The sequence below is a fragment of the Kineothrix sp. MB12-C1 genome, assembly GCF_030863805.1.
Lineage (GTDB): Bacteria > Bacillota > Clostridia > Lachnospirales > Lachnospiraceae > Kineothrix.
This window is the reverse complement of the sequence record NZ_CP132957.1, coordinates 1,998,710-2,016,092: the sequence shown is the minus strand read 5'-3', so window position 1 is coordinate 2,016,092 and position 17,383 is coordinate 1,998,710. Positions and strand designations below refer to the sequence as shown.

Sequence of the window (17,383 nt, the reverse complement as noted above, 5' to 3'; positions counted from 1 at the left end):
GACTTCATAAGGAGGAGAAGAATTGTTAGGTATTATATTAACCCAGAATCAAACTTTTATTATAGGTCAGGTCGCTCAGCTTCTTGGATATATAATGGAAGGTATTTTTTTCTGCCTAGATAAAATAGGTATTCCTAATATAGGTTTGGCTATTATTTTATTTACTATTGTTATTTATCTTGTAATGATGCCTCTTACAATTAAACAGCAGAAGTTCTCTAAGCTTTCTGCCAAGATGAATCCTGAACTTCAGGCTATTCAAGCGAAATATAAAGGTAAAAAAGATAGTGATTCATCGATGAGGATGAACGAGGAAACCCAGGCTGTATATGCCAAATATGGTGTATCTCCTACAGGAAGTTGTTTACAGCTCCTTATTCAGATGCCTATATTATTTGCTCTTTATCGTGTTATATATGCGATGCCTGCTTATGTAGGTAAGATTAAAGAGGCTTTCTTCCCTCTTGTGGATAAATTGATTGCACAGCCGGGAAGTACGGAATTTATTCGTGAATTAAAGAATGCCAATATGTATAGCAAGCAGTTTGAATCGGAAGCCTTTATAGGCGGTAATGTAGAATTTGTACAAAATACCATTATTGATGTATTGAATAAGGCTACTACTGCTGAATGGATTTCTATTTCGGACAAGTTTCCTTCTCTTGCCGGAGATGTGACTAATACACTTCATACTTTGGATCGTTACAATAATTTCCTCGGTTTAAATATTGGTAATTCTCCTTCTTATGTTATGACGGAAGCAATTTCAAGCGGTGCTTATTTTATGGTAGTCGCTGCTCTGGCAATTCCTATATTATCTGCAGTTACACAGTGGATCAATACGAAATTAATGCCTCAGCCTGATGCAAATAAAGGAAATTCAGACAATCCTATGGCCTCTTCCATGAAGACAATGAATGTTATGATGCCTATTATGTCGGCGTTCTTCTGTTTTACACTTCCAGCCGGTATGGGTCTTTACTGGATTGCCGGTTCTGTAGTAAGAAGTATTCAACAGGTAATTATCAACAGACATATAGATAAGATAGATTTGGATGAGTTAATTAAGAAGAATGTGGAAAAGAAGAATAAAAAGCTTGCAAAATCCGGAAAAAGCTTAAGTTCCATCAGTAATTATGCAGCGATGAGTACAAAGAATGTTGCTCCAAAATCTCAGGTTAATTCTTCTGATAATATAAATAAGCCTTCTATGACTCAGGAAGAAAAAGATGCTGCAGTAAAGAAATCCACAGAGTATTATAGTAAGAGTGCTAAGCCGGGCAGTATAGCATCCAAAGCTAATATGGTAAAACAATATAACGAGAAAAATAATAAATAGGAGGGAATAAATATGGACTATATTGAGATTTCAGCAAAAACTGTAAATGATGCAATTACAGAAGCTTGCAGGAAACTTACTGTTACAAGTGATAAATTGGAGTATGAAGTTGTAGAAGAAGGTTCTTCGGGATTTCTTGGAATTGGTTCTAAGCCTGCAATTATTAAGGCTAAGGTGAAATCTTCCATTAATGACAAAGCAAAAGGTTTTCTTGCGGATGTATTCGAAGCAATGAATCTGACCGTTGTTGTAGATGCGAAATATGATGAATCTGATAGAACTCTTGATATTGTTCTAAGTGGTGATGAGATGGGAGTTCTTATTGGTAAAAGAGGACAGACTCTTGATTCTCTCCAATATCTTGTTTCCCTTGTAGTAAATAAAGATATCGACAGTTATGTTCGTGTAAAGGTAGATACTGAGAATTATAGACAAAGAAGAAAAGATACTTTAGAAAACCTCGCTAAAAATATTGCTTACAAAGTAAAGAGAACAAAGCGTCCCGTATCCCTTGAGCCTATGAACCCTTATGAAAGAAGAATTATTCATTCCGCTTTGCAGGGGGATAAATATGTAACTACTCATAGTGAAGGAGAAGAACCTTTTCGCCGTGTAGTTGTTACTTTAAAAAGATAAGGATATATGATATAATAAACCCTTGAATCTAACAAGATTTAGGGGTTTATATTATTTTTTTTAGAAGGAAATTTTTAACAAACCAATATAAGATATAGATGTAACTGTGAGAGTATTGAACAATTACAAATAGAATAAGGACTGGAAATATGAAGACAGATACTATAGCTGCAATTGCTACTGCAATGTCGGATTCCGGAATCGGAATTATCCGTGTGAGTGGAGAATCTGCAATTGCAATTGTAAATAGAATATTTAGAACCAGATCAGGAAAAGAGATTCTTCTCGATTTGGCTTCTCATACTATAAATTACGGATATATCGTAGATGATTATGATGGTACTGATTATAAAAGTAATATTATTGATGAAGTGATGGTTAGTATTATGAAGGCACCTCGCAGTTATACGATGGAAGATACTGTTGAGATTAATTGTCATGGTGGTGTCTTAATGGTAAATCATATTCTGGAGACAGTGATTAGACATGGAGCCAGAATTGCGGAGCCGGGTGAATTTACGAAAAGAGCCTTTTTAAATGGCAGGATTGATTTATCGAAAGCGGAAGCGGTGATCGATATTATTCATTCGAAGAGTCAATTTGCTCTAAAGAGTTCAGTGAATCAATTAAAAGGTTCTGTGTCGGAAGCAATAATTCAATTGAGAAAAGAGATTATTTATGAGATTGCTTTTATAGAATCTGCGCTGGATGATCCGGAACATATTAGTTTGGATGGATATCAGGAAAGCCTTTTAGAAAAGACAGAATATATCATTTCACGTTTGAAGAAGCTTCTTGAATCTTCGGATAATGGTAAGATTCTAAAGGAAGGGATTCATACAGTCATCGTAGGGAAACCGAATGCCGGTAAGTCTTCTTTGTTAAATCTTCTTGTAGGGGAAGAGAAGGCTATTGTTACAGATATTGCAGGAACAACGAGAGATATCTTAGAGGAATCCATTCATCTTCATGGTATTAGTTTGAATATTATTGATACCGCAGGAATTCGTTCTACCGATGATATTGTAGAAAAGATAGGTGTTGAGCGAGCAAAAAAATATGCTTCTAATGCGGATTTGATCATTTATGTTGTGGATGCTTCCGTACCTTTGGATGATAATGATTATGATATTATTCATATGATTGAAGGGAAGAAAACAGTAATACTTTTGAATAAGTCTGATTTGAAGGAAGTTGTGACAGAAGAAGTTTTATTAAATCAGATAAGAGAGTTAGGTCATGAGGAAAATTCTTTGGAGGATATTTATATTATTAAGACTTCTACAAGGGATAATACTGGGATTGATTTGTTAGAAAAGGCGATAAAGGACATGTTTTTTAAGGGAGAATTGTCCTTTAATGATGAAGTATTTATTACAAATATGCGCCATAAGGAAGCGATTATAAATGCTTATGAAAGTATGCTTCAAGTGAAGAGAAGCATTGAGGATAATATGCCTGAGGATTTTTATTCTATCGATTTGATGAGTGCATATTCTGATTTAGGTACTATTATAGGCGAAGAAGTAGGAGAAGATTTGGTAAATGAGATTTTCTCTAAGTTTTGTATGGGTAAATAGGGAAAGAAGGAAATATTATGTCTGTAACAGGATTAAGAGAAAAAGTGGATGTTTGTATAGTAGGTGCAGGACATGCTGGTTGTGAAGCGGCACTTGCTTGCGCGCGCCTTGGGTTAGAGACAGTTATTTTTACCGTGAGTGTAGATAGCATAGCTCTTATGGCATGTAATCCGAATATAGGAGGAACCTCCAAGGGACATCTTGTAAGAGAAATCGATGCTCTTGGTGGTGAAATGGGGAAGAATATAGATAAGACATTTATACAATCTAAGATGTTGAATTTATCTAAAGGGCCGGCAGTTCATTCTCTTAGAGCTCAGGCAGATAAATTGGAATATTCTAACTTAATGCGTAAGGTTCTGGAGAATCAGGATAATATTACAATTAAGCAAGCAGAAGTGTGTGAACTTCTTGTTGAAGATGTGGATAACCTTTCTGAAAGTGATGAACTTGTGGATAGTAGTTCAGATAATATAGTAAGGGAAGGAAAAAGAAAGATTGTTGGTATTAAAACATTTACAGGCACTATTTATGAATGTAAGGCTGTAATTCTTTGTACCGGTACTTATTTAAATGGAAGATGTCTTTGCGGAGAAAGCATTACTTATACAGGACCCAATGGTTTACAATCAGCAAATCATTTAACTGATTCCATGAAGAAACTTGGAATTGAAATGAGGAGATTTAAAACTGGTACCCCGGCGAGAATGGATAAGAGGAGTCTCGATTTTTCGAAGATGGAGGAACAGTTCGGAGATAAAAAGGTAGTTCCTTTTTCGTTTTCTACTAATCCGGAAGATGTGCAGATAGATCAAGTTTCTTGCTGGCTTACCTACACAAATAAGAATACTCATGAAATTATAAAAGGAAACTTGGACCGCTCTCCTATTTATGCAGGAATTATTGAGGGGACAGGTCCCAGGTATTGTCCTTCGATTGAAGATAAGGTCGTAAAGTTCGCAGATAAGGAAAGACATCAGGTTTTTATTGAACCGGAAGGACTTTATACGAATGAAGTATATGTAGGGGGAATGTCCTCTTCTCTTCCTGAAGATGTTCAGATCGCTATGTATCGAACGGTCCCGGGACTTGAGAATTGTAAGATAGTTAGGAACGCTTACGCGATTGAATATGACTGTATTAATCCGAGACAGCTATTTCCTACTTTGGAATTTAAAAATATATCCGGACTTTTCAGTGCAGGACAATCTAATGGAAGCAGCGGATATGAAGAAGCGGCAGCACAGGGTTTAATTGCCGGGATTAATGCATCGCTTTCTATTCTTAATAAAGAACAATTAATAATAGATCGTTCGGAAGCATATATAGGTGTATTGATTGATGATCTTGTGACAAAAGATAACTTAGAACCTTATAGAATGATGACTTCCAGGGCTGAATATCGATTGATTCTTCGACAAGATAATGCGGATTTACGTCTTAGAGAAAAGGGATATCGAGTAGGACTTATTTCTAAGGAAGTTTATGAGGCTACGCTTTCTAAGAAGGAATTAATAGAGAAAGAAGTTAATCGGTTAAAAAATACTACTGTTGGCGCTTCTAAAGGAATTCAGGAATTTTTAACGGAGCATGGAAGTTCTACTTTGAAGACAGGAACAAATATGGCTGAACTTTTATGCCGGCCGGAACTTTCTTATGAAATCTTATCTGTAATTGATAAAGGAAGAGAAATTTTACCTGTAGATGTAATAGAACAGGTGGAAATTGAGATTAAATATGAAGGATATATTTCCAGACAGTTGAAGCAGGTGGAACAATTTAAAAAGATTGAGAAGAAGAAGATTCCTTTGGATTTGAACTATGATGATGTGAGAAGTCTTCGTTTGGAAGCCAGACAGAAGTTAGATTCTTATAGGCCAGTATCTATAGGCCAGGCTTCTAGAATCTCAGGAGTTTCTCCGGCAGATATATCGGTGCTTTTGGTTTATTTGGAGCAGTACAATAAATATAAATAAGTAGGTTATAAGAATGGATAAGAATTTCGGTCATTATGATTTGAAACAATTTATGGAAGATTTAGAAGAGCTTAATATTCCATTGAGTGATCAGCAGATTTCACAATTTATTAAGTATTATGAATTACTTATAGAATGGAATTCCTTTATGAACCTGACGGCAATTACTGATTTCGATGAGATTCTTAAGAAACATTTCATCGATAGTCTTTCTATTGTGAAGGCTTTCGATGAAATGAAGGAAGATATAAGAAGCAAGAAAGTTAGATTAATTGATGTTGGGACCGGTGCAGGATTTCCAGGAATTCCTTTGAAGATTGCATTTCCTAATTTTGATATTACTCTTTTGGACTCTCTTCATAAAAGGATTAAGTTTCTGGATGAAGTGGTAAATCAACTGAGCCTTGTTAGGATAAGTCCTATTCATGGACGTGCAGAAGATTATGCGAAACCCGATAAGTTAAGGGAAAAATATGATTTATGTGTCTCCAGAGCAGTTGCTAATCTTTCTACTCTATCGGAGTATTGCCTCCCTTTTGTGAAAAAAGAAGGTTTGTTTATTTCCTATAAGTCAGAGAAATTAATAGAAGAATTAAGAGAAGCAGAAAAGGCTGTATCGATTCTTGGAGGAAAAATAGAGAATCAAATTTATTTTCCTCTTCCATCTTCCGATATTAATAGAAATCTCCTTATAATAAAGAAGATAAAAAATACGCCATCTAAATTTCCCAGAAAAGCAGGACTCCCTGCAAAGGAGCCCATTCGAGTTTAGTGATGAAAAAATGAGTAAATTAAATGATACTGTTATGATAAAAATAAGAGAATACATTTAATGGTTTTATCCGGTGCCTCCAGATGAGGGAGATGTTTGGTATATGGAATACACATAGATTCGATGGCACTGTTATAATATTTATAGTTTTCTATCGTTGTATGGATATCGCTTTCTTTATCTCCCCCAATGATATAAATGCTATGATTAATTTCTTTTAATGCATGTACGATATTGGCATTCATATATTTTCCTATATGACTGGAATATACATATTTCGATGTATATTCCGGAAGGTGAGAGGATTCTAAATAGGCGAGAATATCCCTTTCTTCTATATTTAATGGATTATAGAAATATTCTTCTTTAAATACTTTCTCCAAGGAAGATTTATTTGTCAGAAGATTATAAGTAAATGTTCCTATAATAGGAGTATCTAATAATAATTTAAAGGTCTTAGTCTGTTTCGATGGAATCTGGTTAGATTCATATAAATTCTGAGGATTGATGAAGAGCATTTTATCAATTACTTCCGGGTCATTATGGCATGCCATAACAGTAATAGAAACGGAATCTCCTGTAGCAATAATGTCTACTTTTTTACAGATAACATTTTTAATAAAATCAATGACAAGTTGTACATATAAATAATTGGTATAAGTCATATTAGGTTTGTCCGACATACCATATCCTAGCAAGTCAATACAATATACTTCGTGATCTTTGGATAAAGCATTGATAATTTTATTAAATTCATAAACAGAGCTTCCTGCTTTTAAATCGTGAATTAGCAGGATAGGAGAACCGGTACCCTTTTTTGTATAGCGTATTTTTCCGAAGCGCCATTCATAATAATTATTTTTAGGATAGCGGAGATAATTTCCGGCAGTATGAAAAGAGTGATAAATACGATTTATAATATGAATTACGATAGCTGTTAAACTCGATAAAATAACAAAAGATTGTAATCTTTGTTTCATTAAAATAACCATACCTTTCTTTGCACAACTTTTATCAATGTTGTTTTATAATGATGTTAGTAGTGTTGATTTAATTGTATTATATTTAAAGTATTATTACAAATAAAATTAATAAAAGATCTCTGCCCTTTTTTTACATTTTTCGTCTTTTTTCTTTTTTTTTATATTTTTATGAAATATTTAACTATAATTTCAAAAAAATCGATTATAATTAAATTTTTTGTAAAATTCATTAGATATGTGTTATAATAAAGCGTTATTAAAATTTTAATTTAAAAATAATGGAGTTCTTAATGTCGATTGAATTATATGCAAGCTTGAAGGAAATGTATGATAGTTTTTTAAAAGAGCAAAATGAATTAGAAGAAAAGATAAATGAAAATGATAATCAATATTATAATAGAATTGAGCTTTTGGATTCTAGAATAAAAACTTTAGGTTTTATATTGAATTTTATCAATTCAAATAATTTGCTTCATAAGGATTGCTCTGAGAATGTAGAGGATTTTAAAGCCCTAAAAAATAAATCAACATTTGATAAAGAAGATATTAGAAAAAGACGGCAAATATTAGATATTCAAGAAAAAGAAAGACAGAGAATAGCAAGAGATCTTCATGATACTTCTCTCCAGAATCTAGCCCATCTTATTCATAAAGTAGAATTATCTTCTTTATATATGGATGAAGATATTATTAAAGCTAGATTGGAATTGGAATCTGTGAATAAAAACTTAAAATCTATTATTCAAGAAATAAGGAATACCATATTTGATCTTCGCCCAATGATTTTCGACGATTTAGGCTTAAAGGCTTCCTTTGAACGATTATTTTCTAAGATGAAGAAAACTTCCGGCTTGGATATACAATATAAAATTGAAGAAATAGGATGTGAAAATTCTCTCGTTTTAATGAATATATTTAGGATTGTTGAAGAATGCATGAATAATGCGATGAAGCACTCCAAGGGGAGTAAGATTATATTTTCATTGAAGCATGAGGAAGATAATTGTTTAATATCCGTAAAGGATAATGGAGTTGGATTTGATTATAATTATGTTTTTTCTGAGAAGGAAGGACACTTTGGAATGCGTATTTTGAGTGAACGCGTGGATTTATTATCAGGAGTAATAAATATTGATTCTAATCCTGGTATGGGAACAACGGTCTATGTAGTAATACCCCTAAGTTTTTAAGTTTACGAGTTTGTTTATAATAGAATAGAAAGGCATGGTTATTAAAATGTGTGTTAATGTAATGTTGGTAGATGACCATATATTAATGAGAGAAGGTATTAAGAATTTATTAGAATTTGATGGAGAAATGAAAGTAATTTCTGAAGCATCAGACGGAATCGATTGTTTGAATAATTTACAAGAAGTTATTCCCGATATTGTTCTGTTAGATATTAATATGCCTAATAAAAATGGTCTTGATGTACTGAGAGATATTAAAGAACAAAAGATACCGGTAAAGGTACTAATATTAACAGTTCATAATGAAGTAGAATATTTATTAAAAGCAGTTGATATTGGAGCAAATGGTTATATAATGAAAGATTCTGAATCGATAGAGTTAAAGAAAGCAATTTATTATATTCTAAACGGTGAAAGTTATATACAGCCAAGTTTAATTCCTGCTTTAAATGCAAGATTAGTAAATCGTGATACAGAGAAAGAGAAAATTGAACAATTAACCAAAAGGGAATTGGAAGTACTAATTCAAGTAGCCAGTGGTATGTTTAATAAAGAAATTGCTCTTAGATTAGATATTAGTGAACGAACTGTTAAAAATCATATATCTAATATTTTTAAAAAAATCGAGGTTAACGACAGAACACAGGCGGCTGTATTTGCCATTAAAAATAACTTAATTCAGTTATACTAACATATTACAGGAACAAAATGAAGAGTATTAGTGTTTCACGTGAAACATCTAGTACTCTTTTTTATGTGATATACAAGATAATGTTTCACATGAAACATTTATGTCCAAGATGTTGTAAATTGATGTGAAACATTATCTTGTATAACTAAAAAGTAAGTGTGAAACATTATAATTACTTAAAAATAGGTAGATTATAGATATGATTAATGATATAATCGAACAAGACGATGTTTGTTTTGTAATAAAGAAATGCGTTCGGAGAAAAACGAAAGGCGAGTATAAAAAATGGGAAGAACAATTGCAATTGCTAATCAAAAAGGTGGGGTTGGTAAAACAACTACATCTATTAATCTATCTGCATCATTAGCAGATATGGGAAAAAAGGTATTAGTTATAGATACTGATCCACAGGGAAATACAACTAGTGGATTTGGTATTAACAAGAATGAATTAGAAAATACAGTTTATGAATTGATTTTAGGAGAATGTTCAATTCAAGAATGTATTATTAAAGATATTGTTCCGAGAGTATCTATTATACCATCTAATGTGAATCTTGCAGCGACGGAAATTGAATTGATTGGAGTGGATAAGAAAGAATATATTTTACGTAATGAAGTGGATTGGGTAAAAGAGCAATATGATTTTATAATTATTGATTGTCCACCATCTCTCAATATGTTAACGATTAATGCAATGACAACTGCTGATTCAGTATTGGTACCAATTCAATGTGAATATTATGCACTGGAAGGATTAAGTCAGCTAATACATACGGTGAATCTCGTGAAAGAACGATTGAATCCTGAGTTGGATATAGAGGGAGTTGTTTTTACAATGTACGATTCCAGAACAAATCTATCCATGCAGGTAGTTGAAAATGTTAAAAGCCATTTAAATCAGAGAATCTATAAAACTGTAATTCCAAGGAATATCCGTTTAGCAGAAGCCCCCAGTTATGGAACACCTATTAATATGTATGATCCAAAGTCAGCGGGTGCAGAAGCTTATATGTTACTTGCAAAAGAAGTAGTTAATAGAAAGGATGTATAGATTATGGCGGCAAGAGGATTAGGTAAAGGGCTTGATGCTTTAATTCCAAGTAGTCCGGATAGTAAGAGGAATATGGCAAAAGGTGATAAAAACTCTGATGCAACAGGAGAAGTAAAATCCGAAACATTTGTAAAAATAACTATGGTGGAACCAAATAGAGAACAGCCGAGGAAAAATTTTGATGAAGATGCACTTCTTGAACTTGCAGAATCGATAAAACAGTTTGGTTTATTACAACCTATTCTTGTTCAAGATAGAAAGACTTATTATGAAATAATTGCTGGAGAAAGAAGATGGAGAGCTGCTAAATTAGCAGGATTAAAAGAAGTTCCGGTTATTATAAGAAATTTAACAGAACAAGAAATAGTTGAAATCTCTCTTATTGAAAATATTCAGAGAGAAGACTTGAATCCTATTGAAGAAGCTTTAGCATATAAGAGGTTGTTAAGTGAATTCAATTTAAAACAGGATGAAGTGGCGGAAAGGGTATCTAAGAGTAGAACTGCTGTAACAAATTCAATCAGATTATTGAAGCTTTGTGATGAAGTACAGCAGATGATTATTAATGATATGATTTCTACGGGACATGCCAGAGCTATTATTCCAATAGAGGATAAAGAACAACAATATACAATTGCACAAAAAATATTTGATGAGAAGTTAAGTGTTAGAGATGTGGAAAAGCTGGTAAAAGGTTTAAACAAACCAGAAAGACCGAAGAAGACAATAGAAATTGATAAAAATATAGAAATTATTTATCAAGATATTGCGGAAAAGTTAAAACAATCGCTTAGTACGAAAGTATCCATTTCATCAAAGGGAGAAGGAATTGGTAAAATAGAAATTGAATTCTATAATCATGATGACTTGGAAAAAATTACAGATAAACTAATACATTGATAAATGGTATGATATTATATAGTTTAAATTTTATGAGAAGTACGAGCGGAGGAAAAAAGTGAATAGTGAATTATTAACCTATATGGGACTGAGTAATATGGATTTTGGTTATGTTTTTCTGGGAATGATTATTATAATTTTAATATTAATAATATTAGTAATCATTCAAATGATTACCACTTCCAAATTAAAAAAGAAATACTTAAAATTTATGCAAGGCAAAGATGCAAAGAACCTAGAAAAAGATATTATAGGATTGTATGAAGATAATAAATTTATAAAAGCAGCTGCAGAAAAAAATAAAAAAGATATAAAGGATTTATATAAAAAACTACAATCTGCTTTCCAAAAACTAGGTATAGTAAAGTATGATGCTTTTCGTCATATGGGTGGTCAATTGAGTTTCAGCTTAGCATTATTAGATGAAGATGATAATGGTTTTATTCTCAATTCTGTTCATAGTACAGAAGGATGTTATTCATATACAAAGGAAGTAAAAGGGGGAAAATGTTCAATTCTATTGAGTGAGGAAGAAAAACAGGCTCTTGATATGGCGATGGGGATAGAGAGTTAGTGTTTTAAGAGGAGTAATATAGATGAAGGTTTGTAAAATTGAGGATTTATCTGGAGGAGAAGTTTTATCCAGAGCTGTGTTGACATCAAATTATAGGATACTTTTAGCAGAGGGAACAATTTTACGGAAAGAGTACATCGAAAAACTAAATGAGTTAGGTGTAAGTGAAGTATATATAAGAGATCAAATAAATACAGAAGAAGTAGTATTATTAAAAAATAAAATGGAAATAGATTTCAAAGATAAAGTCAGAACAGTTATGGAGAAACATACTTATACCGATAGTAAGGAATTGGTAGAGTTAAGTAAAGTTGCAGATAATATTATCAATAATATTTTGGAAGAAGAGGAAGTCATAGAAAGAGTTTACGATATTAAAGAGAGAAGTGAGGACCTCTATGAACATTCCATTAATATTTGTTCCATGGCAATATTAACTTCCCTTAAAATGAAAATACCTCAGAAGAAAATACATGATATTAGTGTAGCAAGTTTATTACATGATTTGGGGCATAGATATTTGATTATTAATTATGCTAATCAAGATGTGAATGAATTACCGGCTATAGAGTTAGCAGAATATAAGAAACACCCTATATATGGTTATTCTGCATTGAAGAGAGAACCGTGGATTTCCGAATTAAGTAAGACTATTATTTTATATCATCACGAGAAATTGGATGGTTCCGGATATCCGTTAAGAGCCACTGATATTCCATTAGAAGCAAGAATTGTAAATGTATGTGATTCTTTTGATGAAATGATCTGTGGAATAGGATGCAAGAGAACAAGAGTATATGAAGCAATAGAACATTTGAAGAAAAATAAGAATATCTTGTATGACGGAAGAATTGTAGATGCATTTCTTCAATTTGCTGCAGTGTATCCGGTAGGCTCCTATGTCCTTACAAATGAAAAAGAAATAGGAATCGTTCTAAGGCAAAATAAAAATAATCCGGATAAACCTTTTATTAAAATAATATTCGATGATAAAGGTGAAAGGATACTTCATGATATCGTTAAGGATTTATCGGTAATTAGTAATATTTATATTGAAAAAGTAATAGAAGATATTAAATAAAAGTTGAATAAGAAAGAGGAGTCAGAAAATGATTGACATCAAATTTTTACGAGAGAATCCAGAATTAGTTAAAGAAAATATGAAAAAGAAATATCAAGAAAGTAAGCTTGGCCTGGTGGATGAAGTAATTGCTCTCGATCTGGAGAGTAGAAAGACACAGCAGGAAGCAGATGACTTGAGGGCAAATCGGAATAAGATTTCTAAAGAAATCGGTGCATTGATGTCACAGGGAAAGAGAGAAGAAGCAGAGGAGAAAAAAGCAGAAGTTGCTGCCGGAGCAAAACGCTTGGCGGAGCTTGAGGAAATAGAAAAAGAACTTGAAGAAAAAATAATCAAAGCTATGATGACAATTCCTAATATGATCGATCCCAGTGTACCGATTGGAAAAGATGATTCCGACAATGTAGAAATAGAAAAATATGGAGAACCAATCGTTCCTGATTTCGAAATTCCTTATCACACAGAAATTATGGAAAATCTGAAAGGTATTGATTTAGATAGTGCACGAAAGGTAGCAGGTAATGGATTCTATTATTTATTAGGAGATATTGCGAGGCTTCATTCTGCAGTAATTTCTTATGCAAGAGACTTTATGATTGAAAGAGGTTTCACATATTGCATCCCTCCTTTTATGATTAGAAGTAATGTAGTGACCGGTGTTATGAGCTTTGCTGAAATGGAAGCAATGATGTATAAGATTGAGGGAGAAGATTTATACTTAATTGGAACATCTGAGCATTCCATGATTGGTAAGTTTATAGATACCATTGTGCCGGAGGCAGAGCTTCCTCATACATTAACGAGCTATTCCCCTTGCTTCAGAAAAGAAAAAGGGGCTCATGGCTTGGAAGAACGCGGAGTTTATAGAATCCATCAGTTTGAGAAACAGGAAATGGTAGTTGTATGTAAGCCGGAAGAATCACCGATGTGGTTTGAAAAGTTATGGCAAAATACAGTGGATTTATTCCGCTCTATGGATATTCCCGTAAGGACGATCGAATGCTGCTCCGGAGATTTGGCTGATCTTAAAGTGAAATCCTATGATGTAGAAGCATGGTCTCCAAGACAAAAGAAATATTTTGAAGTCGGAAGCTGCTCGAATCTGGGAGATGCTCAGGCGAGAAGATTAAAAATTCGTGTAAATGGAGAAGACGGAAAGTATTTCGCGCATACACTAAATAATACAGTAGTTGCTCCTCCGAGAATGCTTATTGCCTTTTTGGAAAATAACTTACAGGAAGATGGTTCTGTGAGAATTCCAGAGGTATTACGTCCTTATATGGGAGGTAAAGATAAAATTTGTTAGAGGCAAAGTCAGTTAAAAAAGAGGTGAAATCTTTGCACAAATATTTAAGAGCAATTGGTTTTAGTAAGTTAAAGGACAGAAAAGAATTGCAGAATCTTCTAACCGATATCATCGTAAATACGAACGAACGTTCCTATACGTCCAATGGAGATGATACGATTCTGGCAGAATTCTGTAAAGATTTTGCTGAAAATATGGGAATCGCGGTATGTGGTGAATTCGATAAGGATAATAAATATTCTTATGATTATTATTATCCTTATTTGAGGGGAACCGGTATTAGTTCGGAAGAAGATGTAACTGTGGAACGCCATGCGGGTACAGAATCCTACGCCGGGGTCTGTGATGATATAAAGATAGGTGTTTCGCTTATCTTCTATCTGCAGAATATGATTCCTTATGTAAAAGCACAAAATAGTAATATCCTCCCGATACGGGGAACAACCTTGACATTATCGGGTCTTTCACTTCAAGGTAAGATTATGATGCCAATTATTAAGAATGAAAAGGATAAGAAGATTATCCAGAAGGCATCAAACAATCGAAATTCTCTAATTGAAGCTGCGAGAAAGGGAGATGAAGAAGCGATTGAAAGTTTGACTCTTGAGGATATGGATACTTATACCACAATATCCAAGAGAATTCAGAAAGAGGATGTGTTTAGTCTGGTTGACACTTATTTTATGCCCTATGGAGTAGAATGCGATCAATATTCCATTCTGGGTGAGATTATCGAATGCCATAAGGTAAAGAATCAGATAACCGGCGAAGAAATACACCAGATGTCAATTAGCTGTAATGATCTACAATTCGATATTTGTATTAATTCTGAGGATTTGTATGGGGAACCGGAAGTGGGACGCAGGTTCAAAGGAACGATATGGATGCAGGGATTTATTAACTTCCCCGAATAAAAGATTCAAATTCAATAGATTTTAAAAGATGAAAAGGGGTGGTTGCCAGAGTCCGATTCTTATGGTAGAATAATTCGGTAGCCATTCCTTTATAATTATGTCTCCTTAGTAAAATGGATATTACGAGTCCCTCCTAAGGATTAAGTGCAGGTTCGATTCCTGCAGGAGACGCTTATTATGTCAGAATTCTTTATTTAAGAATTCTGACATTCTTTATTCTATAGGAAACACCCTGTTACATTAAAATATAAAAGTATTAATCCTGTAGAATAAAAGCACTCCGTGTCTTGGTTAGTTTCTATGCCTCGATCTCCAGCAGGCCATTTAGTGTTTCATCCACGCTCTCGAGGACTAATTCTTTAATTTGTTCCTTGATTATTTCCTTGTTCAACTGTACAATTTTTTCAGACATGGTTTGTAATCTCCTTTTGGAATGTTGTGTGGTAACTTCATTCTACCAGAGATCTGCAAACCCTGCCTTTTTTTATACATTTTTCAATTTATGTAACGTATTGTAGCTTATCAAATAATAATGCTTGTAAAGATAACTGTTGAAAATTTCAAATCATTTAATAATCAGGCAGAACTAACAATGATTTCTTCATCTAAAATAAGGAAAAATAATCAACATAAAACTACAATAAAAAAAATAAATCTATTAAAATCTGCTGTCATTTATGATGCAAACGAATCTGGTAAATCTAATTTAATAGAAATACTCAGATTTATGAAATTTTGTGTTACAAAGCAGATTCCTTTGGGAGCAAAGCAAATGTACGGTAGGAATAGAATAGAGAATATTGATAAAGAAGCTGTTTTTGAAGTACAGATTACTAAAAATAATAAATTTTATGTCTATGGCTTTTCTGTAATTTTAAACAAAAAGATAATTATTAGTGAATGGCATATGAATTGCTTCCTGGTGGTAATGCGAAAATGCTTTTTGAAAGAGAAGAAGGCAAGCTTCCAAAAGAAATATACACAGATATTCTTGAAGAAATAAAGAAGAGAATGTTAGATGAAAAAAGTAGAACATCATAAATTTCTATGCGTTCGGATAAGGAATTCTTTAATTTCAAATTAAAAGAAAACCAAGAAATAGAAATCACAACAATTGTATTCAAACATGGAAATTCCCTATCAGATTTTGATTTTAATGAAAAATCAAATGGAACACATAGATTATTTGATTTAACGGATATGCTGATCGAGGCAGATAATAATGAAACTGTCTATGCTATAGATGAATTAGAGAGAAGCCTACATCCTGAATTAACATATCAGTTTATTACTTTGTTCAAAAAAGTAAATAATAGTAAAAATGTTCAATTAATATTTATAACTCATGAACCTTCAATTATGGATCAGTAGTTGTTTAGACGAGATGAAGTTTGGTTTGTGGAAAGAAATGCTGAAAATGCTTCTAATTTATATTCATTGGATGACTTTAAGGAACGATATGATAAAAATTAAGTAAAGCACATCTGGAGGGGAGATATGGTGCCATTCCGGTTTTTAAAACATTTAAGCTTGAAGAGGGGGAATATTAATGGCACCTGTGCGTACGTATGGAAATTGGGATACTCCAAAACAGATAAGGAAAAGCGTATTGAACCTTATAGAAAATATTATTTTATTGAGGAAGGGCAAACACAGAAAAGTTCTATTTTAAAAAATTGATTGATGAGCGTAAAAGAATGGGCTTTCTTGATTCTGTAGACATAAGATTTTTAGAAAAGACGGAGAAGGATAGAGATATTTCATACCCTGTGCATCTAATTGAATTTGCTAAAAAACTAAAGAAAAGTAATGAAAAATATTTTAACATCCGGCTAACCACTTCTCTTGCACTTCCTGTATATTTAGCGATTTCCTCGTGTGCTATCTTAAGGAGGGGAGAGCCCGTCTTATCTGTTTCGTCTAACAGAAAAATTGCCAGGCTTTTATCGGAACTCATAAATAGTATTGACTGCATCGCCCACATCGCGTCGGAAAGAATGCAGACATTACCGGGAAGAATACAATAAAGAGTGATTTCTTTGCCTTCTTCCGACAGGATGTATACCCGAAGAGAACCGCGCTTCGGAAGTAATAGTCTGACACAGTCAAGATTGGCGGTATGGATGGAACTGTCTTTTCGATAACAGGCTATAGTGGTGTGGCTGATGAAGGTATCCTTTTGCTTATCGGTGAGACGATTCCAGAATCCGATTTGCTCTGTCAATAGTTGTATTTCTCTTGGTTCGAGCATAATTCCCCTGCCTTTCTGAGATTTGTATGCCGGCAGCTAATAATATAAATCTGCTGTCAGGTTGATTCTTTGGAAAATATTATTTATAAGTATACCATAAGCTGCTGATTCTTTTATCATGTAAAATTTTATGGCAT

The 17,383-nt window shown here is 33.1% G+C and carries 16 protein-coding genes, 1 tRNA gene and 1 pseudogene; 16 read left to right on the top strand and 2 right to left on the bottom strand.

The genetic code is table 11. The features are described 5' to 3' along the window. Positions 1-22: 22 nt before the first annotated feature. From RBB56_RS09370 to rsmG, 5 genes and pseudogenes are all read left to right on the top strand, one after another. Positions 23-1,339: a YidC/Oxa1 family membrane protein insertase gene (locus RBB56_RS09370; RefSeq protein ID WP_306718591.1), complete on the top strand. Its 1,317-nt coding sequence runs from the start codon at positions 23-25 to the stop codon at positions 1,337-1,339. A 12-nt stretch (positions 1,340-1,351) separates the two neighbouring features. Beyond that, positions 1,352-1,972: pseudogene (gene jag / locus RBB56_RS09365) on the top strand (RNA-binding cell elongation regulator Jag/EloR); the annotation flags it as partial. Positions 1,973-2,124: 152 nt separating this feature from the next. Continuing rightward, complete coding sequence (gene mnmE / locus RBB56_RS09360; protein WP_306718590.1) at positions 2,125-3,555, top strand: tRNA uridine-5-carboxymethylaminomethyl(34) synthesis GTPase MnmE; 1,431 nt, start codon at positions 2,125-2,127, stop codon at positions 3,553-3,555. 17 nt (positions 3,556-3,572) lie between these two features. Further along, positions 3,573-5,531 carry a tRNA uridine-5-carboxymethylaminomethyl(34) synthesis enzyme MnmG gene (gene mnmG, locus RBB56_RS09355; RefSeq protein WP_306718589.1) on the top strand — a complete coding sequence of 653 codons (1,959 nt, stop codon included), beginning with the start codon at positions 3,573-3,575 and terminating at the stop codon, positions 5,529-5,531. Positions 5,532-5,544: 13 nt separating this feature from the next. Next, the gene (gene rsmG, locus RBB56_RS09350) at positions 5,545-6,303 is read left to right on the top strand and encodes a 16S rRNA (guanine(527)-N(7))-methyltransferase RsmG (protein ID WP_306718588.1); all 759 of its coding nucleotides are present in this window, start codon (positions 5,545-5,547) and stop codon (positions 6,301-6,303) included. 32 nt (positions 6,304-6,335) lie between these two features. On the opposite strand, the gene RBB56_RS09345 is transcribed toward rsmG, so the two are convergent. Next, entirely contained in the window at positions 6,336-7,283 is a 948-nt protein-coding gene (locus tag RBB56_RS09345; RefSeq protein ID WP_306718587.1) for an alpha/beta fold hydrolase, read from the bottom strand. 293 nt (positions 7,284-7,576) lie between these two features. Here RBB56_RS09345 and RBB56_RS09340 point away from each other — a divergent pair, with 293 nt between their 5' ends. The 11 genes from RBB56_RS09340 to RBB56_RS09290 all read left to right on the top strand — a co-directional run bounded on the left by RBB56_RS09340 (position 7,577) and on the right by RBB56_RS09290 (position 16,366). Further along, positions 7,577-8,476: a sensor histidine kinase gene (locus RBB56_RS09340; protein WP_306718586.1), complete on the top strand. Its 900-nt coding sequence runs from the start codon at positions 7,577-7,579 to the stop codon at positions 8,474-8,476. A 46-nt stretch (positions 8,477-8,522) separates the two neighbouring features. Further along, entirely contained in the window at positions 8,523-9,167 is a 645-nt protein-coding gene (locus RBB56_RS09335; RefSeq protein WP_306722120.1) for a response regulator, read from the top strand. Between the two features lie 285 nt (positions 9,168-9,452). Next, positions 9,453-10,220 (top strand): ParA family protein, encoded by a 768-nt coding sequence (locus tag RBB56_RS09330; protein ID WP_306718585.1) that lies wholly within the window; start codon positions 9,453-9,455, stop codon positions 10,218-10,220. A gap of 3 nt (positions 10,221-10,223) precedes the next feature. Beyond that, positions 10,224-11,120, top strand: coding sequence for a ParB/RepB/Spo0J family partition protein (locus RBB56_RS09325; RefSeq protein ID WP_306718584.1), 897 nt, complete (start codon positions 10,224-10,226; stop codon positions 11,118-11,120). A 58-nt stretch (positions 11,121-11,178) separates the two neighbouring features. After that, positions 11,179-11,694 carry a DUF4446 family protein gene (locus tag RBB56_RS09320; protein ID WP_306718583.1) on the top strand — a complete coding sequence of 172 codons (516 nt, stop codon included), beginning with the start codon at positions 11,179-11,181 and terminating at the stop codon, positions 11,692-11,694. 22 nt (positions 11,695-11,716) lie between these two features. Further along, on the top strand, positions 11,717-12,775 hold the full coding sequence (locus RBB56_RS09315) for an HD-GYP domain-containing protein (RefSeq protein ID WP_306718582.1): 1,059 nt from the start codon (positions 11,717-11,719) through the stop codon (positions 12,773-12,775). Between the two features lie 28 nt (positions 12,776-12,803). Beyond that, the gene (gene serS / locus RBB56_RS09310; protein ID WP_306718581.1) at positions 12,804-14,081 is read left to right on the top strand and encodes a serine--tRNA ligase; all 1,278 of its coding nucleotides are present in this window, start codon (positions 12,804-12,806) and stop codon (positions 14,079-14,081) included. A 23-nt stretch (positions 14,082-14,104) separates the two neighbouring features. Next, positions 14,105-14,995 carry a DUF3881 family protein gene (locus RBB56_RS09305; protein ID WP_306722119.1) on the top strand — a complete coding sequence of 297 codons (891 nt, stop codon included), beginning with the start codon at positions 14,105-14,107 and terminating at the stop codon, positions 14,993-14,995. Between the two features lie 99 nt (positions 14,996-15,094). After that, a tRNA-Arg gene (locus RBB56_RS09300) sits at positions 15,095-15,166 on the top strand. A gap of 361 nt (positions 15,167-15,527) precedes the next feature. Then, positions 15,528-15,998, top strand: coding sequence for an AAA family ATPase (locus RBB56_RS09295; RefSeq protein WP_306718580.1), 471 nt, complete (start codon positions 15,528-15,530; stop codon positions 15,996-15,998). Between the two features lie 44 nt (positions 15,999-16,042). After that, positions 16,043-16,366 carry an AAA family ATPase gene (locus RBB56_RS09290; RefSeq protein WP_306718579.1) on the top strand — a complete coding sequence of 108 codons (324 nt, stop codon included), beginning with the start codon at positions 16,043-16,045 and terminating at the stop codon, positions 16,364-16,366. 292 nt (positions 16,367-16,658) lie between these two features. Here RBB56_RS09290 and RBB56_RS09285 read toward each other — a convergent pair whose 3' ends face one another. Continuing rightward, complete coding sequence (locus tag RBB56_RS09285; RefSeq protein WP_306718578.1) at positions 16,659-17,246, bottom strand: Crp/Fnr family transcriptional regulator; 588 nt, start codon at positions 17,244-17,246, stop codon at positions 16,659-16,661. Positions 17,247-17,383: the final 137 nt, after the last annotated feature.

What these genes read in the sequence shown, in the direction of transcription:
- mnmE (WP_306718590.1), top strand. Translation starts at nt 2,125, where the DNA reads ATGAAGACAGATACTATAGCTGCAATTGCTACTGCAATGTCGGATTCC.
- mnmG (WP_306718589.1), top strand. Translation starts at nt 3,573, where the DNA reads ATGTCTGTAACAGGATTAAGAGAAAAAGTGGATGTTTGTATAGTAGGT.
- rsmG (WP_306718588.1), top strand. Translation starts at nt 5,545, where the DNA reads ATGGATAAGAATTTCGGTCATTATGATTTGAAACAATTTATGGAAGAT.
- RBB56_RS09345 (WP_306718587.1), bottom strand. Translation starts at nt 7,283, where the DNA reads ATGAAACAAAGATTACAATCTTTTGTTATTTTATCGAGTTTAACAGCT.
- RBB56_RS09340 (WP_306718586.1), top strand. Translation starts at nt 7,577, where the DNA reads ATGTCGATTGAATTATATGCAAGCTTGAAGGAAATGTATGATAGTTTT.
- RBB56_RS09335 (WP_306722120.1), top strand. Translation starts at nt 8,523, where the DNA reads ATGTGTGTTAATGTAATGTTGGTAGATGACCATATATTAATGAGAGAA.
- RBB56_RS09330 (WP_306718585.1), top strand. Translation starts at nt 9,453, where the DNA reads ATGGGAAGAACAATTGCAATTGCTAATCAAAAAGGTGGGGTTGGTAAA.
- RBB56_RS09325 (WP_306718584.1), top strand. Translation starts at nt 10,224, where the DNA reads ATGGCGGCAAGAGGATTAGGTAAAGGGCTTGATGCTTTAATTCCAAGT.
- RBB56_RS09315 (WP_306718582.1), top strand. Translation starts at nt 11,717, where the DNA reads ATGAAGGTTTGTAAAATTGAGGATTTATCTGGAGGAGAAGTTTTATCC.
- serS (WP_306718581.1), top strand. Translation starts at nt 12,804, where the DNA reads ATGATTGACATCAAATTTTTACGAGAGAATCCAGAATTAGTTAAAGAA.
- RBB56_RS09295 (WP_306718580.1), top strand. Translation starts at nt 15,528, where the DNA reads ATGCTTGTAAAGATAACTGTTGAAAATTTCAAATCATTTAATAATCAG.
- RBB56_RS09290 (WP_306718579.1), top strand. Translation starts at nt 16,043, where the DNA reads ATGCGTTCGGATAAGGAATTCTTTAATTTCAAATTAAAAGAAAACCAA.
- RBB56_RS09285 (WP_306718578.1), bottom strand. Translation starts at nt 17,246, where the DNA reads ATGCTCGAACCAAGAGAAATACAACTATTGACAGAGCAAATCGGATTC.